This window comes from Pseudomonas sp. L13, from assembly GCF_009935965.1.
GTDB lineage: Bacteria > Pseudomonadota > Gammaproteobacteria > Pseudomonadales > Pseudomonadaceae > Aquipseudomonas > Aquipseudomonas lactis.
The window spans coordinates 83,772-106,451 of record NZ_QODJ01000010.1; the positions used below are offsets into that span (position 1 = coordinate 83,772).

The window sequence follows — 22,680 nt, forward strand, 5'->3', positions numbered from 1 at the left end:
TTTTCTCGCGGTAAAAACTATAAAAACACTGCAACACCCCCGTCGGAACACCACCTCCTTGATTCGACGAACGCTTGGAAAACCTGCCCAGGGTTTTCACCGTGACCCTGCCTATTACAAAAGCCCGAAACACCGCTCATTGATGACGCATATATCCAAAGGGAAAGGAAAATGGACGTAGCAGGTAATGGCTTCATTGTGTCGCAACGCAATCGCACCCCCCGTTTCAAGACCGCACCCCTCACACCCATAGCACTCGGCCTAGCCTTATGGCTGGGCCACGGTTCCATGACCAGGGCAGACGACAACCCTTACACCCCGCTGGTATTGGAATCGGCGTTCAGGACAGCCGTCGCCTCATTCGGCCCTGAGACGGCCGTGTACAAAAACCTCAGGTTTGCCTACCCCGATATTGTCGATCTTGCTGCCAAGGATTTCGCGGCCCAGTCCGGCAAGTTCGATTCGGCCCTCAAGCAAAACTATGAGCTGCAACCCGAAAACCTCACCATTGGCGCCATGCTCGGCGACACCCGTCGGCCACTGGACTACGCCTCGCGCCTGGATTACTACCGCAGCCGGCTGTTCAGCAACAGCGGCCGCTACACTACCAATATCCTCGATTTCTCCAAGGCCATTATCGCCAACCTGCCGGCCGCCAAGCCTTACACCTACGTCGAGCCGGGCGTGAGCAGCAACCTGAGCGGGCAATTGAACGCAGGCCTTTCCTGGGCTGGCGCAACCCGTGACTGGAGCGCCAACGCGCAAACCTGGAAGACCCCGGAAGCCCAGGTCAATTCCGGCCTGGACCGCACCAACGCGTATTACGCCTATGCCTTGGGCATCACCGGCAAGGGAGTGAATGTCGGCGTGCTGGATTCAGGCATCCTCACCGAACACTCCGAGTTCCAGGGCAAGAATGCCCAGGGCCAGGACCGGGTGCAGGCGGTGACCTCCACGGGCGAGTACTACGCCACCCATCCGCGTTACCGCCTTGAAGTGCCCAGCGGCGAGTTCAAGCAGGGTGAGCCTTTCAGTATCCCTGGGGAATACGACCCCGCATTCAACGACGGGCATGGCACGGAGATGTCCGGGGTGCTGGCCGCCAACCGCAACGGCACGGGTATGCACGGCATTGCCTTCGACGCCAATCTGTTTGTGGCCAACACTGGCGGCAGCGATAACGACCGCTACCAAGGCTCCAACGACCTCGACTACAACGCATTCATGGCCAGCTACAACGCCCTGGCCGCGAAGAACGTGGCGATCGTCAACCAGAGCTGGGGGCAGAGCTCGCGCGATGACGTGGAGAACCACTTCGGCAATGTCGGCGACAGCGCCGCGCAAAACCTACGGGATATGACCGCCGCCTATCGCCCGTTCTGGGACAAGGCCCACGCCGGGCACAAAACCTGGATGGACGCCATGGCTGATGCGGCCCGGCAAAACACGTTCATCCAGATCATCTCGGCGGGCAACGACAGCCACGGTGCCAACCCGGACACCAATGCGAACCTGCCGTTTTTCAAGCCGGATATCGAAGCTAAGTTCCTCTCCATCACTGGCTACGACGAGACCAGTGCCCAGGTCTACAACCGCTGCGGTACGTCCAAGTGGTGGTGTGTGATGGGCGTGTCGGGCATCCCGTCCGCCGGCCCCGAGGGCGAAATTATCCCCAATGCCAACGGCACCTCGGCCGCCGCGCCGAGCGTTTCCGGGGCTCTGGCGTTGGTGATGCAGCGCTTCCCCTATATGACGCCCAGCCAGGCGCGGGACGTGTTGCTGACCACCTCCAGCCTGCAAGCCCCGGATGGCCCGGACACGCCGGTTGGCGAGCTGACCGGAGGCCGCACCTACGACAACCTGCAACCGGTGCACGATGCGCCGCCGGGTACGCCACAAGTGCCAGGTGTGGTCAGTGGTTGGGGCTTGCCCAACCTGCAAAAAGCCATGCAAGGGCCGGGGCAGTTCCTCGGTGCGGTGGCAGTGGCTTTGCCCAGCGGTACCCGTGATATATGGGCCAACCCGATTTCCGATGAGGCCATTCGCGCCCGTCGCGTAGAGGACGCCGCCGAACAGGCGAGCTGGGCCGCCACTAAAGCGCAGAAAGGCTGGCTCAATGGTCTGCCCGCCAATGCCTCGGCCGACGACCAGTTCGAATACGACATCGGTCATGCCCGGGAGCAGGCGACACTCACCCGCGGCCAGGACCAGCTCACTGGCAGCACCTACGTGGGTAGCCTGGTCAAGTCGGGGGATGGCGAGTTGGTGCTGGAAGGCCAGAACAGCTATTCGGGCAGCACCTGGGTACGCGGTGGCAAATTGTCGGTGGACGGCGCGTTGACCTCTGCCGTGACGGTAGACGGCAGCGCCGTGGGCACGCGCAATGCCGATAACGGCGTGATGACCACATTGGGCGGCACCCTGGCCGGTAACGGCACTGTGGGCGCGTTGACTGTCAACAACGGTGGGCGAGTGGCCCCGGGGCATTCGATAGGCACGCTGCGCACCGGCGATGTCACGTTCAATCCGGGTTCGGTGTATGCCGTCGAAGTCGGGGCCGATGGCCGCAGCGACCAGTTGCAGAGCAGCGGGGTGGCGACTCTCAACGGCGGTGTGGTGAACGTGTCCCTGGAGAACAGCCCCAATCTGTTGACCGCCACCGAGGCGCGCAGCTTGCTGGGCCAGCAGTTCACTATCCTCAGCGCGAGCCAAGGTATCCAGGGGCAGTTTGCGGCGTTTGCGCCTAACTACCTGTTCATCGGCACTGCGCTCAACTATCAACCGAACCAGCTGACCCTGGCGATAGCCCGCAACCAGACCACTTTCGCCAGTGTCGCGCAAACCCGCAACGAACGTGCGGTGGCGACGGTGGCCGAGACACTGGGCGCTGGCAGCCCGGTCTACGAAAGCCTGCTGGCGTCGGATTCCGTCGCTCAGGCGCGGGAGGGTTTCAAGCAACTGTCAGGGCAACTGCATTCGGACGTGGCCGCAGCGCAAATGGCTGATAGCCGCTACCTGCGTGAAGCGGTCAACGCTCGTCTGCAACAGGCCCAGTCCCTGGACTCCAGTGCGCAGATCGATACCCGTGACAACGGCGGCTGGGTACAGCTACTCGGGGGGCGCAACAACGTCAGCGGTGACAACAACGCCAGCGGCTACTCCTCGTCCACCAGCGGCGTACTGCTGGGCCTGGACACCGAGGTGAACGACGGCTGGCGCGTGGGTGCGGCGACCGGTTATACCCAAAGCCACCTCAACGGCCAGTCGACGTCGGCGGATAGCGATAACTATCACCTGTCGGTCTATGGCGGCAAACGCTTCGAGGCGATTGCCCTGCGCCTGGGCGGTGCCAGCACCTGGCACCGTCTGGACACTTCGCGACGGGTGGCCTATGCCAATCAGTCGGACCATGCCAAGGCCGACTACAACGCGCGCACCGACCAGGTATTTGCCGAGATCGGTTACACCCAATGGAACGTGCTTGAACCCTTCGCCAACCTCACGTACCTGAACTATCAAAGCGACTCGTTCAAGGAGAAAGGCGGCGCTGCTGCCTTGCATGCCAGCCAGCAAAGCCAGGACGCGACGCTTTCCACGCTGGGCGTGCGTGGCCACACTCAGTTGCCGCTCACGTCCACCTCGGCGGTGACCCTGCGCGGTGAGCTGGGTTGGGAGCACCAGTTTGGTGATACCGATCGTGAAGCTTCTCTGAAGTTCGCCGGCAGTGACACGGCCTTCGCCGTCAACAGCGTGCCTGTGGCCAGGGATGGCGCGGTGATCAAGGCCAGTGCCGAAATGGCGCTGACCAGGGACACCCTGGTGTCGTTGAACTACAGCGGCTTGCTTTCCAACCGGGGTAACAACAACGGGATCAATGCCGGGTTTACCTTCCGGTTCTAACCTTGAATGTAGGAGCGAGCTTGCTCGCGAAAAACGTCAACGATAACGCGTACACCCTGGGTAAACGCGGCGTCTGTGAGTTTTTCGCGAGCAAGCTCGCTTCTACAAGGATGGGATAAACAGCCCTGCGCAAATTTTGACCCACAGGTTTACAATCGCTGCTCCTGATCAGGAGTATCCCTGTGCTAACTCATCTCGATTCCCAAGGTCGCGCCCATATGGTCGACGTCACCGACAAAGCCGTGACGTTCCGTGAGGCGGTGGCCCAAGCGCGGGTGCGCATGTTGCCCGCCACCCTGCAAATGATTGTCGACGGCGCCCACCCCAAGGGCGACGTGTTTGCCGTGGCCCGCATTGCCGGGATCCAGGCAGCGAAAAAAACCAGTGACTTGATCCCCCTGTGCCACCCGTTGATGCTCACCGGCGTCAAGGTCGAGCTGAGTGCCGACGGTGCCGACGCGGTTCGTATCGTGGCGCGCTGCAAGCTCTCCGGACAGACCGGCGTGGAGATGGAAGCCCTGACCGCCGCCAGCGTCGCCGCGCTGACGATCTACGACATGTGCAAGGCGGTGGATCGCGGCATGACCATCGAAAGTATTCGCCTGCTGGAAAAGCTGGGCGGTAAGAGTGGGCATTTCAAGGCGGATGAACAATGAGTATCAACGTGCTGTTTTTTGCGCGCTACGCCGAAGCGATTGGCCTGGATTCTTTGGAGATGGAAGGCGACTTCGCCACGGTCGATGCCGTGCGCCAAGCGTTGGCAGGTGAGCCGGATTTTGAAGTGCTCAACGAAACCAGCTTGATGTGCGCCCGTAACCAAGAGCTGTGCGCACTCGAAGAACCGCTGCAACCAGGCGATGAAGTCGCCTTCTTCCCACCCGTGACCGGAGGCTGAGCATGGCCATTCGTGTACAGGTCGAGGCCTTTGATCCGGGTGCCGAAGTCAACGCCATGCACGCGGCCAACGTGGGCGTGGGCGCGGTGGTGAGCTTTGTCGGCTATGTACGCGACTTCAATGACGGGCGCGAGGTGTCGGGGATGTTTCTGGAACACTACCCCGGCATGACCGAAAAGGCCCTGGCCAAGATCGCCGTGGAAGCCGAGCAGCGCTGGCCGTTGCTTAAGCTGGAAGTGCTGCATCGTATTGGCGCCCTGGAACCGGGTGAGCCGATTGTGTTTGTGGGGGCGGCCAGTGCGCACCGGCAGGCGGCGTTTGATGCCTGTGCGTTTGTGATGGATTACTTGAAGACGCGGGCGCCGTTTTGGAAGAAGGAGAACACGTCTGACGGGCCACGTTGGGTGGAGGGGCGTGACAGTGATCATGCGGCGGCTGGGCGCTGGAAAGCCTGAGTCTTTCGATGCTCTGAATCGTTGTTAATAGTTAAAATGAATCTAAAAAACTGTCAGATCTGACAGTTGTTTCATATCCCCTCGCAAGTTCTGATGGTCTCGTCTACAGGGCTTATCGAAGGGGAAGGGACATGGTCGCGCATACTAGCAACTGTCGTTTGGCGGGGTTCGGCATCCGGCGCGCCGCCTGGTCGGGGGTGGCGGATGGACTTTACGCCAACGGCCGTCATCAATACGAAGTCATTATTGATGTTGTTAAAGAAGTTATCGATGCTAAGGGTGAGTGGGTTCAAGCGCCGTTGACGGATGAAGAGCGCGCCAGTGTCACGGTTGTCGAGTGGTCAGAAAACTACACTTCGACACTCATGCATGGATGGCACTGCGACGAGCAAAGAAACGAATTCACGCTCGGACTTTGGCGAGGCAAGGCGCCAGAACACGAGCAGCGCATTGAGCAGGCAAAGCCCTGTGGTCATTCACCCGGCGAAAGTACCAAGCGCTATCTGCGTTGCGATCCGGACGTACCTATTGGGTCGGCGGTATTTATGGCGCGTGTCATGATCGAAGGGGTGGTTTATACCACTTGGGATTGCGCCAAAACGCAGAGTGTTGATTCATCTATTACCCTCCACCCTGTGCGTCCCATTGAACTGGATGCGGCTGAACTTGAAAACCATATAGATCTTTTTGCCTGCACTTTAGGTCACCCTTATTTTACGTCGGTACATGTTTACTATTGGATGCTTCCGCAAGGCTTGTCGATTGTAAAAAATTTAGGCTTTGATGAAGTGCTGGGTTTACCCGGTGAGGGAGAGAACTTTCAGAGCGTACTGACTTGGCATTCGCCTATGGACAGCAGTAAACCCAGTCGGGTTGGGACCTTTATCAATAAAGATTATCTGGATGCCTCTCTTAATCTGGATGAAATTCACCACGGCCTGCCCGCGCCATCGCCTAATCTGCCTGTCCGGTTTAATGAAAGACCGACGCTTATGCGTGCGATCAGGTTAATATCCACGTTGCCTGCCGAAAACCGCGATATGGAAAGTGTGTGGCGGTTGCTGGATAACTATGGGAATGAACACACCTTTTCGGTGATGAGGGTCAATAACCCCATCGGGCTTCCTGAAATTCCTTTTTTTGTATTGAAGGGGAAGGAAATACCTCGGAAGCTCAAGATAACTCACTTTAAGATTATGTTGGCCAGTGGCGAAGTCGTCACGAGCGATCTGTACGCCAACGGCCGTCATCAATGCAAGGTTGTTATTGAAATCATCGTTGAGTTGATACTGCCTGATGGTAGTTCGATGCCTGTCAGGTTGTCTGATACAGAGCGCAAGAGCGTGACAGTAACGCGATATTCTCCAAATAGTAATGAACCTCTTCCTTCTGGTTGGAATTGTGATCAGCAGAAAAATATCTACGATACCGGTCGGTGGAATACGCGCATTGATAACACAATATCGGATCAATATAAACAGGTCGAGGTTGGGCACGCTCAACGGCGAATAGAGGTAATCGAGCGCTATTTGCGTTTTGATCCGAATATTCCCATCGAAGAACATAGGTTCATGGCGTCTGTTAATATCAACGGCGTAATCTATACAACTAATTCTCGTGAAGGGGATGTTCCATTCGATTCGTTCGTAACAATTCGTCCGGTAATGCCTTATCGGTTGTATGTGCGGGACCTTACTGAGTACATTGATGACGGTGCCTATCATGATGAGTACTATGATATGGATGTGTACTATTGGGCGCCCCCTGATGGGCTGCGCTTTCTGGTGAATAGAGGGTTTGATGCGCCGTTGGTAATTAGGAATGAAGGGTTGAACTTTCAAACCTCTTATTTTTATAGGCGGAGTACTGGGTACTATCGGAAAGGTGGAGTCGTCATGAATAAGGATGTTGTCGACCCAGTAGTTTCGCTTGATGATATTTTTGTCGGTGCAGTATCGGGTAGTGAAAAAATTGTCAGGTTTAGTCGGCGTTCTACAATAATGCGTGCTGTTAGGGCTTATGTGTCGATGCCTTTCGATAAGTCTGCTGATTCAGAAAGTAAATGGCGTCTTTGGGATAATTTTGGCTGTGAGCATGTGTTTAGATTGGAGCAGCACCATGATGGCGATCGTCTTAAGTTAGTGGATGGATAGACGCGCAAGTACTTTGTATGATTTTACTGGTCCTCGGTGTTTAATATGGATATTTACTCTCAAGCCTTTAATTTCGGCTCTTACTTTGGTGGCGAGGTAGACCCGCGCACCGGCCAATACGGTTGCCGAATCCAACTGGCTACCCTATACCCGCAGGGCCCACTGGAGGTGAGCAGAACGGTCTCGCTGTCATTCTCCATGATGAATAACACGTCGGGTGTTTATGGCTTCGGTTGGCGTATCAGCAACACCGAGTACGATAGCGCTCGTTCACGCCTCACACTGCTTACCGGGGAACAATTCAAGACACAGAGCCTGCCTGAGGTGGGGGGCACGCTGCTGATCAAGGATCGCAAGCTTGAAGACCTGGTGGTCAAGCGAACGGACGCCACGACGCTTCATGTCATTTACAAGGATGGCACCATCGAGGTGTTGAAGCGCACTGGCAGCACCATGCCTTATCGTATTGATGCCATCCAGTTTGAAAACGGTGAACGTTGGAAATGGGAGTACGCGTCGGGCGGCTCTCTTGAGCGCATTTTGGATAATGATCAGCAGGCGTTGTTATTGTTGACGTATTCCAACGGGCGCCTGGTGAGGACGGACACACGGGTGGATGGGGGGCGTTATGCGCGTATTGTCTTTAGCCAGTCCAATGCGCGTCTGACCGGTTTCAGCGCCCCCTACGACAGCCTTGAGCTACCGCCGACCACGGGCTTTGTATTGGAGTATGGGCGCGCCTTTCGCAACGGCATGATTGCAATCAATCGCGTGCGCTCGCCGATGGGCGGCGATGAACTGATCAACTACGCCGAAAACGGTCATCAGTATGCCAATGGTCAATACATTCCCCGAGTGACCAGCTGGGTCCAGACCCCTGGCGCCTTTCAGCCCGGAATGTCGCGAACCTACAGTTACAGCCCAGGGCGCAATTTTACCGGCTTTCCCTTCTCCGGCGGCTTTCGTGAGGGCGAGGACAACCTGTACCTGATCGGCAGCGATTATGACTACTGGACGGAAGAGACCTGCATCGACAGCGCTGCCAATAATGCTGTGCTGAGTGTTACCCGCACGACCTACAACAAATATCACTTGTTGACCCAGGAGCTTGTACGGCGCGAAGGCACCCTGGCCAGCACGCAGATCGAATACAACCTGCGGCCTGGGTTGTTCGCTGATCAGCCGCCCAACTTCCAACTGCCAAGGCGCATCGTCAAGTCCTATGAGCGGGTTGCGGGAGGAACGGCACGGCAAGAGGTGGTCACGATCGAAACCGATGCGTTCGGCAACGAGCTTAGCCGCAGCGAGGCGTCGGGCGTTAAAACCGAATATGACTATTACCCGGTGGATGGCGAGCAAGGTCGGTGCCCCGCCGATCCCCATCGGCTATTCCAGCGTTTTATGAAGCAGGAGCGAATCATTCCTGCAGGCGGCACGCCCGCAGTGCGCGTGACTGACGTTACCTGCACCTCGCTGCCGGCGCCCACAGGCGGCTACTTTGTGCTGGAGCTGTCGAGCACCCAGGTGGGGCGCGCGAGCGTGCAAAAAACCTACTACGACACGCCTGCCAACCTGGCCCTGCATGGCCGGTTGCGCACCGACTCCAGCACCCTTGAGGGGCTTACCCTGGTCACCGAACATGCTTATACCCAAAGTGCTGACACCCTGTCGCAAACCCGCCGCTTGCGCGGGCGCGAGGGGCATTGGCTCGACTCGTTGAGCATTGTGTCGTTGACTACTCGGCGCCTGCTGTCGATGAGCCGGGACGGTGGGGCAACGCAGGTCAGCACCTACGACGTCGCGGGGCGGTTGACAGCGCAGACGGCTTCGCCAGGTAAGCCGGAGGAGGCCGGGCGCCGTTTTGTTTATCGCTATGCAACGCCTACGCAACGCGCCCATCTAGTGACCACGGATGCGCAAGGCCGTAGCACCATCACTTATTACGATGGGGCGGGGCGGCAGGTTGCGCAGGCGCTGTTGCTGGAGGGCGGAACAAAGGAGCAGCCCCTCGGCACCTGGCGTTACGACGCCCTTGGGCAAACGGTGGAGCGCACGCAGATTGATTATCTGCCCGATGGCGAGCGGGTATTGACCACGCGCTACGCTTATAACGCGTGGGGCAACGCCTCCCGTGTAAGCCGTGCCGATGGCAGCGTGACAATCGATGAGTATGATCCAAGGCTGCACCTGCATGTAACAGGCGTCGAAGGTGGCGAGCGGCTGGAGGCTTATCTGAACGCTCATCATCAGCCGTTTCGGGTGAACCGGGTGGATGCCCTCGGGCAGGTCACCGAAGTGGAGTCACGCACTTATGACGGCTTGGGGCACTGCTTGTCACGCGTGGACGTGGACAAGCATCGCACCGATTACACCTATGACCTGTTCGACCGCGTGGTGACCACCGTCCAAACGCCATCGGATGGCAGCCCGGCACGGCAGCGCACAATGACCTACGCGCCTGGCGTCAGCGAGCCACTGGTGAATTCAATCAGCATCGATGGCAAGCAGGTGGGGTCGCGCACCTACGACAGCCTGGGCCGCTTGACTGCCCAATCCAGAGGAACGGCGCCCGCTACCACTTGGCTCTATGAGACGGATTGGACTGAACCTGTCGCCGTTGTTTCGGGTGCCGGGCATCGCCAGCAATGGGCCTACGACAAGGAGTTGGGCACGCCGAGCACGGTCCAAATGGCGGGGCATCCGGACAGGCAGTATCGGCATGATCCGATCAGCGCTCAACCGACCTGTTCAGAGAGTGGCACGTTCAAACATGAGTTATTCCATGATGTGAACGGTTACCTGGAAAAAGAGGTACAGACGGTTCTCGGCGTACCACTGACCACACAGTATGGTCATTCAATCGGTGGGCGTATGTTGCATCGCACGGCCGATGATGGGCAGCGTAGCGAGTTTGAATATGACACCCAGGGCCGGTTTTGCAAGATGACGGCCGGGACGGTGGTCGTTGAACAGAGTTATGACGCGTTTGCACGGCCTGAGGTGCTGACCACTCGCCATGTGGGTACCGAGGTGATCACGCGGGTGAGCTACGACGCTTTGGGGCGGGAGGCGCAGCGGCGCTTTGAGCAAAACGGTGCATTGCTGCAAGTGATGAGCTGCACCTATCACCCCAATAGCTTGTTGGCCAGCCGTTCTGTGCGTGATGCAGCCGCGCAATTGGTGATTGGCGAGACGTTTACCTATGATGCCTTCTTGCGACTCACGACTTATCGTTGCGAGGGGCGTGAGTACCCCCAGGATTCCCTGGCACGGAACATCACAGGGCAACAATTCAGTTTCGACAGCCTGGATAACATCACCCGCGTCGTGACCTCTTTCGCCGACGGCACGCAGGACATCAGCGAACGGTTTTTCACCGACGCCGACCCCACTCGCCTGACCCGTGTGACCCACTCCAACCCGCTCCAGGATGATGCCTTGACCTATGATGCGGCGGGTAATTTGACCGGGGCGCCGGCGGGGCGAAGCTACACGTATAACGGCTTCGACCAGTTGACCCATGTGCAAGCAGGCTCGCTGCAGTGCAGCTACCAGTACGATGCCGAGTCTCGCCAAGTGGTGGCGATGCGTGGTAACGAAACGCCGGTGGTCATGGCCTATGCGGGGGATCGCCTGGATACGCTGGTGGAGGGCAGTAGAACGCTGCGTTATGTCAACGCGGCGGGCCAAGTACAGGCGCGCACCGGTGGCGTCGAAGGGCTGCAACTGCATCTCAATGATGGGGCTGGAACCGTGCGCGGCGTAGTGGCACCGGGGCAGGCGCCTGTGCAGCGCCATTACGCCCCTTATGGCGAGGGCAACGTTGTGGCGCAGGACGGTAATGTGCGTTCGATGGCAGACCTGCAGTTGCCAGCGTTTAACGGCGAGCGGCTGGATGCCGCGGTCGGTCTGTACCCTTTGGAGAAGCGTACATACGACCCGCGCTTGATGGTGTTTCTCTCGGCTGATCCGTTGGCGCCTTTTGACGAGGGTGGGATCAACAGCTACGCCTACTGTGCCGGTAACCCGATCAATCTCATCGACCCTAGTGGGCTTTTTCCAAAATGGCTGTCTTGGGTGCTCACGGGAGTTGCGCTGGCCCTGTCATTGGCGGCGTTCAATTTTGCCGCAACCGGGCTGGCGGTGGCGCTCGCCTCAAAAACAATCACAGGGTTGGTGATGGCGGGCAAGGTGCTGGCAGTGGTCGCTACTTCAGCTAGCAGCATAGGCGGCACGCTGGGTATTACAGGGCTGAGTATCGAAGCGGTTGACAAGCAGATGGGCTGGGATCGTTCGCAGCACATCAAGAATCTGGGGTGGGCATCTTTCGCGTTTTCCACGGTGGGGGTGGCGGCCAGCTTAGGCCTTTCTGCCACAACGGGGATTAATGCCTTTAAAGTCGCGGCGCTCAAGGCCTCTGAAAAGACCACCGGCTTTTTCTCCAGCCCCGCTGGGATCGGGCTCGTTGCGGCAGGTAAGAACGCGACAGGGCTGTCCTACGCGTTCACAGCCAAGACAGGGGTCACTACTGCCAGTAAAGTATTCGGCGGTACCCGCTCGGTGCTCAGATGGACCAACTTCGGCCGGGGCCTGGCTGCCCGAGTCGAAAGCGTACAAGCTGCGCCGCAGGCCGATGACGAGCAGTCACACTTACAGCAGCAACCACAGCCGCAACCCATGAACCTGGGGCTCATGGGCATGCCGGGAAGCAGCTTTCAGTTCTATGAAGCGTTTCGACGGGAGGCAATGCGTATTCGTCAGTCTGTGCTGAGTGACTCGGGCCGCAGTGATTGATCAGGAATGTGTGCCGAGGCTGAAAAATGCCAGTCAGGCGCGCTGACTGGCATGGGCTGCTTAAGGCCGCTTGCGCTCCACCGCCCGCAACAAATGCGTCGGCGGCGTTTCACAGCTGATCTTGCGCCCCAGCAACGCCTCGATCGACGGCAACTGGTACGAGTCATCTTCCCCCGCAAAGCTGATCGACACACCCGCAGCCCCCGCACGCCCGGTACGGCCGATGCGGTGTACGTAGTCGTCCGGCACTTCCGGCAGGGTGAAGTTGATCACGTGGCTGATGCCGTCGATGTGAATACCACGACCGGCCACGTCGGTGGCTACCAGCACGCGGATCTTGCCTTCACGGAAGCCTTCCAGGGTCTTGATGCGCTTGTGCTGCGGCACGTCGCCCGACAGTTGCGCGGCGTTGACGCCGTCGCGCACCAGGCGTTCTTCGATGCGGCGCACTTCGTCCTTGCGGTTGGCGAACACCATCACGCGCTCCCAGCCGTTATCGTTGACCAGGTTGTAGAGCAGTTTGTACTTGTCGGCACCGGCGACGGCGTAGATATGCTGCTCGACGTTTTCGCTGGCGACGTTGAGTGCTTCGATCTCGACGATGGACGGGTCTGTGGTCCACTGCTTGGCGAGGTTCATCACGTCTTCGGTGAAGGTCGCGGAGAACAGCAGGGTCTGGCGCTCGGTTTTCGGCGGGGTCTGGCGAATGATCTGGCGTACTTGCGGGATAAAGCCCATGTCGAGCATGCGGTCGGCTTCGTCCAGCACCATCACTTCGACCATGTCTAGGTGCACGTCGCCGCGCTGGTTGAAGTCGAGCAGGCGGCCCGGGGTGGCGACGAGGATGTCGCAATGGCGGGCTTCAAGGTGCTTGAGCTGCTTGTCGAAGTCCATGCCGCCCACGAACGTCATGACGTTGAGGCCGGTGTACTTGGTCAGGTCGGCGGCGTCCTTGGCGATCTGCACCACCAGCTCACGGGTCGGGGCGATGATCAGCGCACGGGGTTCACCCATGTAACGCTCTTTGGGCGGCGGCGTTTGCAGCAGTTGGGTGATGATCGAGATCAGGAACGCGGCGGTCTTGCCGGTGCCGGTCTGGGCGCGGCCGATGGCGTCTTTGCCCGCGAGGGTGAAGCCCAGTACTTGCGCCTGGATCGGCGTGCAGTACGGGAACCCCAGGTCCTGGAGGGCGTGCATCAGTTCCGGGGCCAGTTTGAAATCGTGGAAGCGGGTCTTGCCTTCCTGGGGTTCGACGACGAAGTCTTCGAGTTTCCATGGGGCTACGGGCGGCTTGGGCGCACGTTCGCGACGGGGCTTGGCCACAGGCGTCGGGGCGGGCTCGGCAGGCTTTACCTGTTCAGGCGGCGTCACCGTGGTTTTGTTCGGTGAGGCGGCGGGCGCGTTCCGGCCGGGCTGTTGACCGTCATTACGGTTGCCGGGCTTGGGGGCAGGTGCACTGGGAACAGGCGCGAGCGGCTCAGCCTCGCTTTTGCCGAACATCTTCTTGAGTGCTTTGAGCACGGTCATCTCATTAATTGATTAAGGAATGTACGCCGGCCAGTGTAATGCAAGAATCGGGCGCGGCGTAGTGCGTCTGTCATACGGCTACATAAACACGGGGTTCAGCGCAGGCGTTCAGTCAGCCAGGTGCCGATATCGTGTATCTCTTGGGGTAACACTTCGTGGCCCATTGGGTATTCCTGCCATGTCACGGTGACACCACGGTCCTTCAGGTGCTCGTAGGCGCTGCGGCCCATGGCGTTCTGCACCACGTCATCGTACTGGCCGTGCAGGCAGAGCGTGGGGATGCGTTGCTGGCTGGCGGACAATTCCAGCTCGTCGCTGAAGGTCGGCGCATACGTGGAGAGGGCGATCACGCCACCCAAGGCTCCCTGCCATTTGGTAAACGCGGTGTGGAAAACCACTGCGCCGCCCTGGGAAAAACCGGCGAGGAAAATCCGCGAGGCGTCTATTCCGCTGCTTTTTTGCTCCTTGATCAAATCGGTGACCATCCGGGCCGACTCTTCCAGTTCTTCCAGGCTGATCGACCGGGCCGGGCTCATGGCCTTGATGTCATACCAGCTCGGCATCTCGTAGCCGCCATTAATCGTCACCGGACGCGTGGGGGCCTGGGGCAAAACAAAGCGGGTGCTCAGCAAGGTTTCCTGCAGCGCTTCGGCCACCGGCAAGAAGTCGTAGCGATCGGCGCCCAGGCCATGCAGCCAGATAACGCAGGCGTCTGCGAGCTTGGCAGGCTGAAGAATCAAGGGTTCGGTCATGTTTGCTCCATAGATGTGCGGGCGCTCCGATTAGGTGCGTCGGAACGGTGCGCGACAGGTTGATCTGTTAAGAGAATGTCGCAAGGCTGAATCTTTTGCCATTGAACCGCAGTTGCAGCCACTCGGCCAAGACTCTGGTACGCGCCTTGCTATGTGTATCTCGATGTCAGAACTCTCCTAGGACGGTAACACTATCAGTGAGTGCCGCTCGTGGGAAAGCAACTGGAATTACCGCAAAAACCTCATGCTGCTTGGCCCCAAAAAAAACCAACACGGGTCGATATCGCCTCATAAGGGTGCGCTGAGGTTGGAGCTCCGACACAACAAGAGCAATTGGAGGTTTGTAATGAAGGTATTGAAATCCACCCTGGCCATCGTCACTGCGGCGGCTGTACTGGGTGTCAGTGGTTTTGCCCAGGCGGGCGCCACCCTGGACGCCGTGCAGAAAAAAGGCTTTGTGCAGTGCGGTGTGAGTGACGGCCTGCCGGGTTTCTCGGTGCCGGATGCCAGCGGCAAGATCCTCGGGATCGACGCTGACTATTGCCGAGCTGTGGCGGCTGCCGTGTTTGGCGATGCCACCAAGGTCAAGTTCAGCCAGTTGAACGCCAAGGAGCGTTTCACCGCGCTTCAGTCAGGCGAAGTCGACATCCTGTCGCGCAACACCACCATGACCAGTTCCCGCGACGCGGGCATGGGCCTGAAATTCCCGGGCTTCATTACCTACTACGACGGCATCGGTTTTCTGGTGAACAACAAGCTGGGCGTCAAGAGCGCCAAGGAACTGGACGGTGCAACCATCTGCATCCAGGCCGGTACCACCACCGAGCTGAACGTTTCCGACTACTTCCGCGCCAACAACCTCAAATACACCCCGATCACCTTCGACACCTCCGATGAAAGCGCCAAGTCGCTGGAGTCCGGGCGTTGCGACGTACTGACCTCCGACAAATCCCAGCTGTTCGCCCAGCGCAGCAAGCTGGCTTCGCCGAAAGACTACGTGGTGCTGCCAGAAACCATTTCCAAGGAGCCCCTGGGCCCGGTCGTGCGTAATGGCGACGACGAGTGGCTGGCCATCGTGCGCTGGGTGGGCTACGCCATGCTCAACGCGGAAGAGGCCGGTGTGACCTCCAAAAACGTCGAAGCTGAAGCCAAGGCCACCAAGAACCCAGACGTTGCGCGTCTGCTCGGTGCCGACGGCGAGTACGGCAAAGACCTGAAAGTGAAGAAGGACTGGGTAGTACAGATCGTCAAGCAAGTGGGTAACTACGGCGAGATGTTCGAGCGCAACCTGGGCAAGAGCACGCCATTGGAAATCGACCGTGGCCTGAACGCCCTGTGGAACAACGGCGGCATTCAATACGCACCCCCTGTGCGCTGATCGCTGATGGTTCTGTCACCCGGTAGGCCAACTGCCGGGTGATGTTCTGTTCCATTATTTTCGGGGCACTTCATGCAAAATCAAATCGGCGCACCCAAGCAGAAGCTCAGCTTCAGCGACCCCAAAGTGCGTGCGTGGCTGTTCCAGATCATCACGATCGTGGCGGTGGTCTCGCTGGGCTGGTACCTGTTCCATAACACCCAGACTAACCTGCAACACCGGGGCATCACCTCGGGTTTCGACTTTCTTGAGCGCAGTGCCGGCTTCGGCATCGCGCAGCACTTGATCGACTACACCGAATCGGACAGCTATGCCCGGGTGTTTGTGATCGGCTTGCTAAACACTTTGCTGGTGACCGTCATCGGTGTGGTGCTCGCAACGCTGCTCGGCTTCATCATCGGCGTGGCGCGCTTGTCGCCCAACTGGATGATCAACAAGCTGGCGACGGTGTACGTGGAGGTATTTCGCAACATTCCGCCGCTGCTGCAAATCCTGTTCTGGTACTTCGCGGTGTTCCTGACCATGCCAGGGCCGCGCAACAGCCATAACTTCGGTGACACCTTCTTTGTCAGCAGTCGTGGCCTGAACATGCCTGCTGCGCTGGCGGCCGATGGGTTCTGGCCGTTTGTCGCCAGCCTGGTGGTTGCTATCGTTGCCATCGTGCTGATGACTCGCTGGGCCAACAAGCGCTTTGAAGCGACTGGGGTTCCTTTCCATAAATTCTGGGCGGGCCTGGCGCTGCTGGTGGTGATCCCGACGCTGTGCGTGTTGATCTTCGGCACGCCGCTGCATTGGGAAATGCCCAGGCTTGCTGGCTTCAACTTCGTCGGCGGCTGGGTGCTGATCCCGGAACTGCTGGCGTTGACCTTGGCGTTGACGGTGTACACCGCGGCGTTCATTGCCGAGATCGTGCGCTCGGGCATCAAGTCCGTCAGCCATGGCCAGACCGAAGCGGCACGTTCGCTGGGCCTGCGCCCAGGGCCGACGCTGCGCAAGGTCATCATCCCGCAAGCGTTGCGCGTGATCATTCCGCCGCTGACCAGCCAATACCTGAACCTGGCGAAAAACTCGTCGTTGGCTGCCGGTATTGGCTACCCGGAAATGGTTTCGCTGTTTGCCGGCACGGTGCTCAACCAGACCGGCCAGGCCATTGAAGTCATTGCCATCACCATGAGCGTGTACTTGGCGATCAGCATCAGCATTTCCCTGCTGATGAACTGGTACAACAAGCGCATTGCGCTGATCGAGCGGTGAGGACACCCCCATGACTACGCATACGTTCAAACCTGACATGCCACCGCCGAGCAAAGTCTTCGGGCCGGTGGCCTGGATGCGCGCCAACTTGTTCTCGAGCTGGCTCAATACACTGCTGACCTTGCTGGCGATCTACCTGGTGTACCTGGTGGTGCCACCGATCCTGCACTGGGCCATCCTCGATGCCAACTGGGTGGGCACCACCCGCGCCGACTGCACCAAGGAGGGCGCCTGCTGGGTGTTTATCCAACAGCGCTTCGGACAGTTCATGTATGGCTATTACCCCGTCGACCTGCGCTGGCGCGTGGACATGACGGTATGGCTGGCCGTAGTGGGCGTGGCGCCGTTGTTCATTTCGCGTTTCCCACGCAAGGCGATCTACGGCCTGGGCTTTCTGGTGTTGTACCCGATCATCGCCTATTGCTTGCTGCACGGCGGCGTGTTCGGCCTGAGCAATGTGGCGACCAGCCAATGGGGCGGCCTGATGCTGACCCTGGTGATCGCCACTGTCGGCATCGCCGGTGCCTTGCCGCTGGGCATTGTGCTGGCGCTGGGACGGCGTTCGAACATGCCGGCCATTCGGGTGGTCTGCGTGACCTTCATCGAGTTCTGGCGCGGCGTGCCGTTGATCACCGTGCTGTTCATGTCGTCGGTGATGCTGCCGCTGTTCCTGCCCGAGGGCATGAACTTCGACAAGCTGCTGCGGGCGCTGATCGGTGTGATCCTGTTCCAGTCGGCCTATGTGGCCGAAGTGGTGCGCGGTGGTTTGCAGGCGATTCCCAAGGGGCAATACGAAGCCGCTGCGGCGATGGGCCTGGGCTACTGGCGCAGCATGGGCCTGGTGATTTTGCCGCAGGCCTTGAAGTTGGTGATCCCTGGGATCGTCAACACCTTCATCGCCCTGTTCAAGGACACCAGCCTTGTGATCATTATCGGCCTGTTCGACCTGCTCAACAGCGTCAAGCAAGCCGCCGCCGACCCCAAATGGTTGGGCATGGCCACTGAAGGCTACGTGTTCGCCGCCCTGGTGTTCTGGATTTTCTGTTTTGGTATGTCGCGCTATTCCATGCATCTGGAACGCAAGCTCGACACTGGCCACAAGCGTTAGGAGTTTTTTGATGAGCGAAGCAATCAAACAGCCTGTGAGCCCTGAAGGCATTATCCAGATGCAGGGCGTCAACAAGTGGTACGGCCAGTTCCACGTGTTGAAAGACATCAACCTCAACGTCAAGCAGGGCGAGCGCATCGTGCTGTGCGGCCCGTCGGGCTCGGGCAAATCCACCACCATCCGCTGCCTCAACCGTCTGGAAGAGCACCAGCAAGGCCGCATCGTGGTCGATGGCGTGGAGCTGACTAACGACCTCAAGCAGATCGAAGCGATCCGCCGTGAAGTCGGCATGGTGTTCCAGCACTTCAACCTGTTCCCGCATTTGACCATCCTGCAAAACTGCACGCTGGCGCCGATGTGGGTGCGCAAGATGCCCAAGCGCAAGGCCGAGGAAATCGCCATGCATTACCTGGAGCGTGTGCGCATTCCGGAGCAGGCCCACAAGTTTCCGGGGCAGCTTTCAGGTGGCCAGCAACAGCGCGTGGCAATCGCTCGCGCGCTGTGCATGAAACCCAAAATCATGCTGTTCGATGAGCCGACGTCGGCGCTGGACCCGGAGATGGTCAAAGAGGTACTGGACACCATGATCGGCCTGGCCGAAGACGGCATGACCATGTTGTGCGTGACCCACGAAATGGGCTTTGCCCGCACCGTGGCCAACCGCGTGATCTTCATGGACAAGGGCGAGATCGTTGAGCAGGCGGCGCCGAATGACTTCTTTGATAACCCGCAGAATGAGCGGACCCGGTTGTTCTTGAGCCAGATACTGCATTGATGGAGCGTTAAAAAATAAACCCGGCCTGGTAGCCTAATGCCGTTCAGTCAAGGATTTTTGTAGGAGCGGGCTTGCTCGCGAGAAACTCACAGGCGCCGCGTTCAATCAGGAAACACGCGTTCTCGTTGACGTTTTTCGCGAGCAAGCTCGCTCCTACACGGCATGGTTCAGGAGGCTTGGGCCGCAAGTTGTTGCTGATCTTTTGCAATGAGCAGGCGATTGAGGTCTTCGCCGACATTGAGCGCTTCAATCTCGGCCAGCAGATGCGGATGCTTATCCAGTAAGCGCATCAGTGTAAACAATGGTTCAGGGGGGAAAATTTCAGCCCTTTCATAGCGAGAAAATGAATTTTGCCCGCGGACAGTCAAGAGCTTCACCGCCTCCTTCTGAGTGAGATGCAGCTTGCGACGGATTCGCTTCATTTCGGCAGCGATGATTTTTCTGCCATCAATCAATAATTGATCACAGGCATCGGAATAACGCTCTGCGCTGTCATCGTCATGATCGAATTCGATTTCCTTACAGACCTGGCATTCCCAGCCTGCGATGTTTGGAATCTCTCGGATCATGCCGCGCGTGTTGATGGAGAAGGTGCGACCTTCGAAATGCTGCATTCCATCATGGGTTCCGCAATTCACGCATTGTTGGGTTTTCATAAGGTTTTCTCCTTGAAGGAGATTACGGGAGCTTCGCCGCCTGTGCGGTAAGTCACCTTGATGTAAATCTCCGTACCGTACATCTTGATCAGATAGACGTCCTGCCATACCCGATGGTCTGCATAGGTTGTCATTGATTTGTACAACATTCGCTTTTCAAGGGCGCAGACCGCCAACCGCATCTGGCCGATGCTCAATTCAAGTTGTCGAGCGCTCTCCCGTGCACTTGCCGTAAAGGCTCTGTTGCCCAGCCGGATGACTTGCGCCTTGATCAAGGCCAAATCGTAATGAGGTGTGTACTTTTCCATAAGACACCTGGGTCCAATAATTACCCTCTAAGGGTAATTTTACCAATCGAAAATACTGCTCCTTTTCCTGTCTAAGAACCCTAGTGCGTTGCCTTTGTAGGCAACTCCGAATAGCCTGTAGGAAAATTCATCCTATGATTGGACGAAAGCGCAAATCCCATGACAGACATCGCCCCGCTGATCAAACGCTCCCTGGTTGACCAGGCCCTGGAGCAACTGCGCCTGCGCATCTCCCAGGGCGTATGGGCCATCGGCGAGCGCCTGCCCACCGAGCCCGAGTTGTCCGCCGAGCTGGGGATCAGCCGGAACACCGTGCGTGAAGCCATGCGGGTATTGGCCTTCTCGGGTTTGATCGAAGTCCGCCAGGGCGACGGTAGCTATTTGCGTTCGATGACCGACCCACTGGGCACAATGCGGGCGTTGTCCCACTGCACGCTGGAGCAGGCGCAGGAGACGCGCCAGATTCTGGAAGTGGAGGCCATCGGCCTGGCGGCATTGCGGCGTACCGAAGCGGACCTTGAGGCATTGCGCAAGGCGCTCGCTCTCAGCGCCGAGCGTTATCACGGTGACCTGGAGGCCTATATCAGCGCCGACCTGGTGTTCCACCAGCACGTGGTGGATGCGGCGCACAACCCGGCCTTGAGCGAGCTGTACCACTACTTCTCCGCTATTGTCGGCGCGCAACTGCGCCAGACCCTGAAGCGCTCACCGCGACGCCAGGCGGTGTTCGACCTGCATGGAGCGCTGCTCGATGCGGTGGAACAACAAGACCCGGACCGCGCCAAATCCCTCTGCCGGCAGTTGATCAATGAACCCTGAAGCCCCACGCAAGACCGAACTCGAAGAACTGTTGATCGACGCCGAAGCCGACGACGACAGCGTGCAGCAGGCGCCGCCGAGCGTGGTTCGGCCATGGCTGCTGTTGCTGGGCCTGGTCCTGGTGGCCTTGAACCTTCGCCCAGCCTTGTCGAGCCTGTCGCCGTTGCTGGCAGAGGTGTCGAGCAGTTTGGGCTTGTCCGCCGCCCAGGCCGGTTTACTGACCACCTTGCCGGTGCTGTGCCTGGGCCTGTTTGCACCCACCGCGCCGATGCTGGCACGGCGTTTCGGTGCCGAGCGCGTGGTGCTCGGCATCCTGTTGACCCTGGCCGCCGGGATCATCCTGCGCAGTTCGTTCGGTGAGGTGGGGTTGTTCCTCGGTAGCCTGGTTGCCGGGGCGAGCATTGGCATCATCGGCGTGTTGCTGCCGGGTATCGTCAAGCGCGATTTTGCCAGGCAAGCCGGGGCCATGACCGGTGTCTACACCATGGCGTTGTGCTTGGGCGCCGCCATGGCGGCCGGTGCCTCCGTGCCACTGAGCCACGCCTTTGGCGACAGTTGGAAAATCGGCCTGGGCTTCTGGATCCTGCCGGCCCTGGTGGCGGCCCTGGTCTGGTTACCCCAGATAGGGCAGAAGCACGGCGCCCATCGTGTGGCCTATCGTGTGAAGGGTTTGCTGCGCGATCCCCTGGCCTGGCAGGTCACCCTGTACATGGGCCTGCAATCGTCCCTGGCCTACATCGTGTTCGGCTGGTTGCCGTCGATCCTGATCGGCCGCGGACTGAGTGCGACCGAAGCCGGGTTGGCGCTGTCGGGCTCGATCATCGTGCAACTGCTCAGCTCCCTGGCCGCACCGTGGCTGGCGACGCGGGGCAAGGATCAGCGCCTGGCCATTGTGGTGGTGATGCTGCTGACCCTCGGCGGGCTGTTCGGTTGCCTGTATGCACCGTTGGAGGGCCTGTGGGGCTGGGCGATTGTGCTGGGCCTGGGGCAGGGCGGTACCTTCAGCCTGGCGCTGACCCTGATCGTGTTGCGCTCGCGCGATTCCCATGTGGCGGCCAACCTGTCGAGCATGGCCCAGGGCATTGGTTACACCCTGGCGTCCATGGGGCCGTTCGCGGTGGGACTGGTGCATGACTGGACTGGCGGCTGGACGGCCATTGGCTGGATCTTCGCGGTGATCGGCCTGGGTGCCATCGTGGCCGGCCTGGGCGCCGGGCGTGCGCGCTATGTGCAGGTCACCAGCGAGAAGGTCTAGAGATACACCACTTCCAGCGTGGCCGAGCCATCGAGCGCAGTTTCCACGCTCAGGTCCAGGTTCTGGCGGGCATTGATCACGGTCTGCACCGTCACATTGCCCCCCAGTATGCCAATGGCCGTAGGCCCGCTGACACTGCCCTCCACGGCGGTAAAGCCCAGGTAGCTTCTGGAGCCGATATCGATAGGGTTCAGGTTGGACGTGCGCCACGCCAGGCCACCCGTGGTGGACTCGGTACCATAGACCTGCGCGATGTTGCTGGCCTGGAGTTGCCGTGGGTCGAAGGTCATCGAGTAGACCCCCAGACGGTTGCCGCTGGCATCGAACCCCAGCCCGTAGTAAATCTCGCTATTGACCATGGCCGAACCGTCACGGTTGTCGCGCATGCGCAAGGCGTATCGGACGGGGCCATTGCAGACGATGCCGACATTCAACGTCTTGACGGGCAGGCGCGTGGCCGTCTCTTGGTTCAAATCTTGTTGGGCGATCTTGCCGTAGTCGATCAGGCCTCCGCTGGAAAGCTGCGGCAAGCAGGCGGCGGGGACGATCAGGCCGTGGACGCTCAGGTCTACCGTCGAGGCGGCCAGCGCCGAGGGGGCGCAGGCCAGTAGCAACAGGCTGGAAAGGATGCGGCTTTTCATGGGGTGGACT

At 59.1% G+C, this 22,680-nt stretch carries 17 protein-coding genes; 12 read left to right on the plus strand and 5 right to left on the minus strand.

What is annotated here, in order from left to right:
• The first annotated feature begins 171 nt into the window (after positions 1-171).
• The 6 genes from DK871_RS08495 (at position 172) to DK871_RS08520 (ending at position 12,197) form a co-directional block, all read left to right on the plus strand.
• Positions 172-3,900 carry an autotransporter domain-containing protein gene (locus DK871_RS08495; RefSeq protein WP_161904670.1) on the plus strand — a complete coding sequence of 1,243 codons (3,729 nt, stop codon included), beginning with the start codon at positions 172-174 and terminating at the stop codon, positions 3,898-3,900.
• Between the two features lie 182 nt (positions 3,901-4,082).
• Entirely contained in the window at positions 4,083-4,556 is a 474-nt protein-coding gene (gene moaC, locus DK871_RS08500) for a cyclic pyranopterin monophosphate synthase MoaC (protein WP_003188747.1), read from the plus strand.
• Positions 4,553-4,795: a molybdopterin converting factor subunit 1 gene (gene moaD, locus DK871_RS08505; RefSeq protein ID WP_161904671.1), complete on the plus strand. Its 243-nt coding sequence runs from the start codon at positions 4,553-4,555 to the stop codon at positions 4,793-4,795. The genes moaC and moaD overlap by 4 nt, the downstream gene beginning before the upstream one ends.
• 2 nt (positions 4,796-4,797) lie before the next feature.
• Positions 4,798-5,250, plus strand: a complete 453-nt coding sequence (moaE, locus tag DK871_RS08510) for a molybdopterin synthase catalytic subunit MoaE (RefSeq protein ID WP_161904672.1) — start codon at positions 4,798-4,800, stop codon at positions 5,248-5,250.
• A 131-nt stretch (positions 5,251-5,381) separates the two neighbouring features.
• Positions 5,382-7,403: a hypothetical protein gene (locus tag DK871_RS08515; RefSeq protein WP_161904673.1), complete on the plus strand. Its 2,022-nt coding sequence runs from the start codon at positions 5,382-5,384 to the stop codon at positions 7,401-7,403.
• Between the two features lie 45 nt (positions 7,404-7,448).
• Positions 7,449-12,197, plus strand: a complete 4,749-nt coding sequence (locus DK871_RS08520; protein WP_161904674.1) for an RHS repeat domain-containing protein — start codon at positions 7,449-7,451, stop codon at positions 12,195-12,197.
• A 60-nt stretch (positions 12,198-12,257) separates the two neighbouring features.
• Here the strand turns inward: DK871_RS08520 and rhlB are convergent, their stop codons facing one another.
• Both rhlB and DK871_RS08530 read right to left on the minus strand, forming a co-directional pair.
• Positions 12,258-13,724, minus strand: coding sequence for an ATP-dependent RNA helicase RhlB (gene rhlB / locus DK871_RS08525; RefSeq protein ID WP_161904675.1), 1,467 nt, complete (start codon positions 13,722-13,724; stop codon positions 12,258-12,260).
• 95 nt (positions 13,725-13,819) lie between these two features.
• A complete protein-coding gene (locus DK871_RS08530) occupies positions 13,820-14,476 on the minus strand; it encodes an alpha/beta hydrolase (protein ID WP_161904676.1) in 657 nt (218 codons plus the stop codon).
• Between the two features lie 346 nt (positions 14,477-14,822).
• On the opposite strand from DK871_RS08530, the gene DK871_RS08535 reads away from it, so the two are divergent.
• From DK871_RS08535 to DK871_RS08550, 4 genes are all read left to right on the plus strand, one after another.
• A complete protein-coding gene (locus tag DK871_RS08535; protein WP_057701502.1) occupies positions 14,823-15,854 on the plus strand; it encodes an amino acid ABC transporter substrate-binding protein in 1,032 nt (343 codons plus the stop codon).
• Between the two features lie 72 nt (positions 15,855-15,926).
• Positions 15,927-17,108, plus strand: a complete 1,182-nt coding sequence (locus tag DK871_RS08540; protein WP_161904677.1) for an amino acid ABC transporter permease — start codon at positions 15,927-15,929, stop codon at positions 17,106-17,108.
• A gap of 10 nt (positions 17,109-17,118) precedes the next feature.
• Positions 17,119-18,216, plus strand: a complete 1,098-nt coding sequence (locus DK871_RS08545; RefSeq protein WP_161904678.1) for an amino acid ABC transporter permease — start codon at positions 17,119-17,121, stop codon at positions 18,214-18,216.
• Positions 18,217-18,226: 10 nt separating this feature from the next.
• Positions 18,227-18,991 carry an amino acid ABC transporter ATP-binding protein gene (locus tag DK871_RS08550; RefSeq protein WP_003188759.1) on the plus strand — a complete coding sequence of 255 codons (765 nt, stop codon included), beginning with the start codon at positions 18,227-18,229 and terminating at the stop codon, positions 18,989-18,991.
• A gap of 167 nt (positions 18,992-19,158) precedes the next feature.
• On the opposite strand, the gene DK871_RS08555 is transcribed toward DK871_RS08550, so the two are convergent.
• Together DK871_RS08555 and DK871_RS08560 are read right to left on the minus strand one after the other, a co-directional pair.
• Positions 19,159-19,647 (minus strand): type II toxin-antitoxin system MqsA family antitoxin, encoded by a 489-nt coding sequence (locus DK871_RS08555; RefSeq protein WP_161904679.1) that lies wholly within the window; start codon positions 19,645-19,647, stop codon positions 19,159-19,161.
• Positions 19,644-19,955: a type II toxin-antitoxin system MqsR family toxin gene (locus DK871_RS08560; RefSeq protein ID WP_161904680.1), complete on the minus strand. Its 312-nt coding sequence runs from the start codon at positions 19,953-19,955 to the stop codon at positions 19,644-19,646. The genes DK871_RS08555 and DK871_RS08560 overlap by 4 nt, the downstream gene beginning before the upstream one ends.
• Positions 19,956-20,114: 159 nt before the next feature.
• On the opposite strand from DK871_RS08560, the gene DK871_RS08565 reads away from it, so the two are divergent.
• Positions 20,115-20,774 carry a FadR/GntR family transcriptional regulator gene (locus DK871_RS08565; protein WP_161904681.1) on the plus strand — a complete coding sequence of 220 codons (660 nt, stop codon included), beginning with the start codon at positions 20,115-20,117 and terminating at the stop codon, positions 20,772-20,774.
• Entirely contained in the window at positions 20,764-22,029 is a 1,266-nt protein-coding gene (locus tag DK871_RS08570; RefSeq protein WP_161904682.1) for a CynX/NimT family MFS transporter, read from the plus strand. Before DK871_RS08565 ends, DK871_RS08570 begins: the two co-directional genes overlap by 11 nt.
• Here DK871_RS08570 and DK871_RS08575 read toward each other — a convergent pair.
• Positions 22,026-22,670 carry a DUF1120 domain-containing protein gene (locus DK871_RS08575; protein ID WP_161904683.1) on the minus strand — a complete coding sequence of 215 codons (645 nt, stop codon included), beginning with the start codon at positions 22,668-22,670 and terminating at the stop codon, positions 22,026-22,028. The two genes, DK871_RS08570 and DK871_RS08575, sit on opposite strands and share 4 nt — an antisense overlap.
• Positions 22,671-22,680 lie beyond the last annotated feature (10 nt).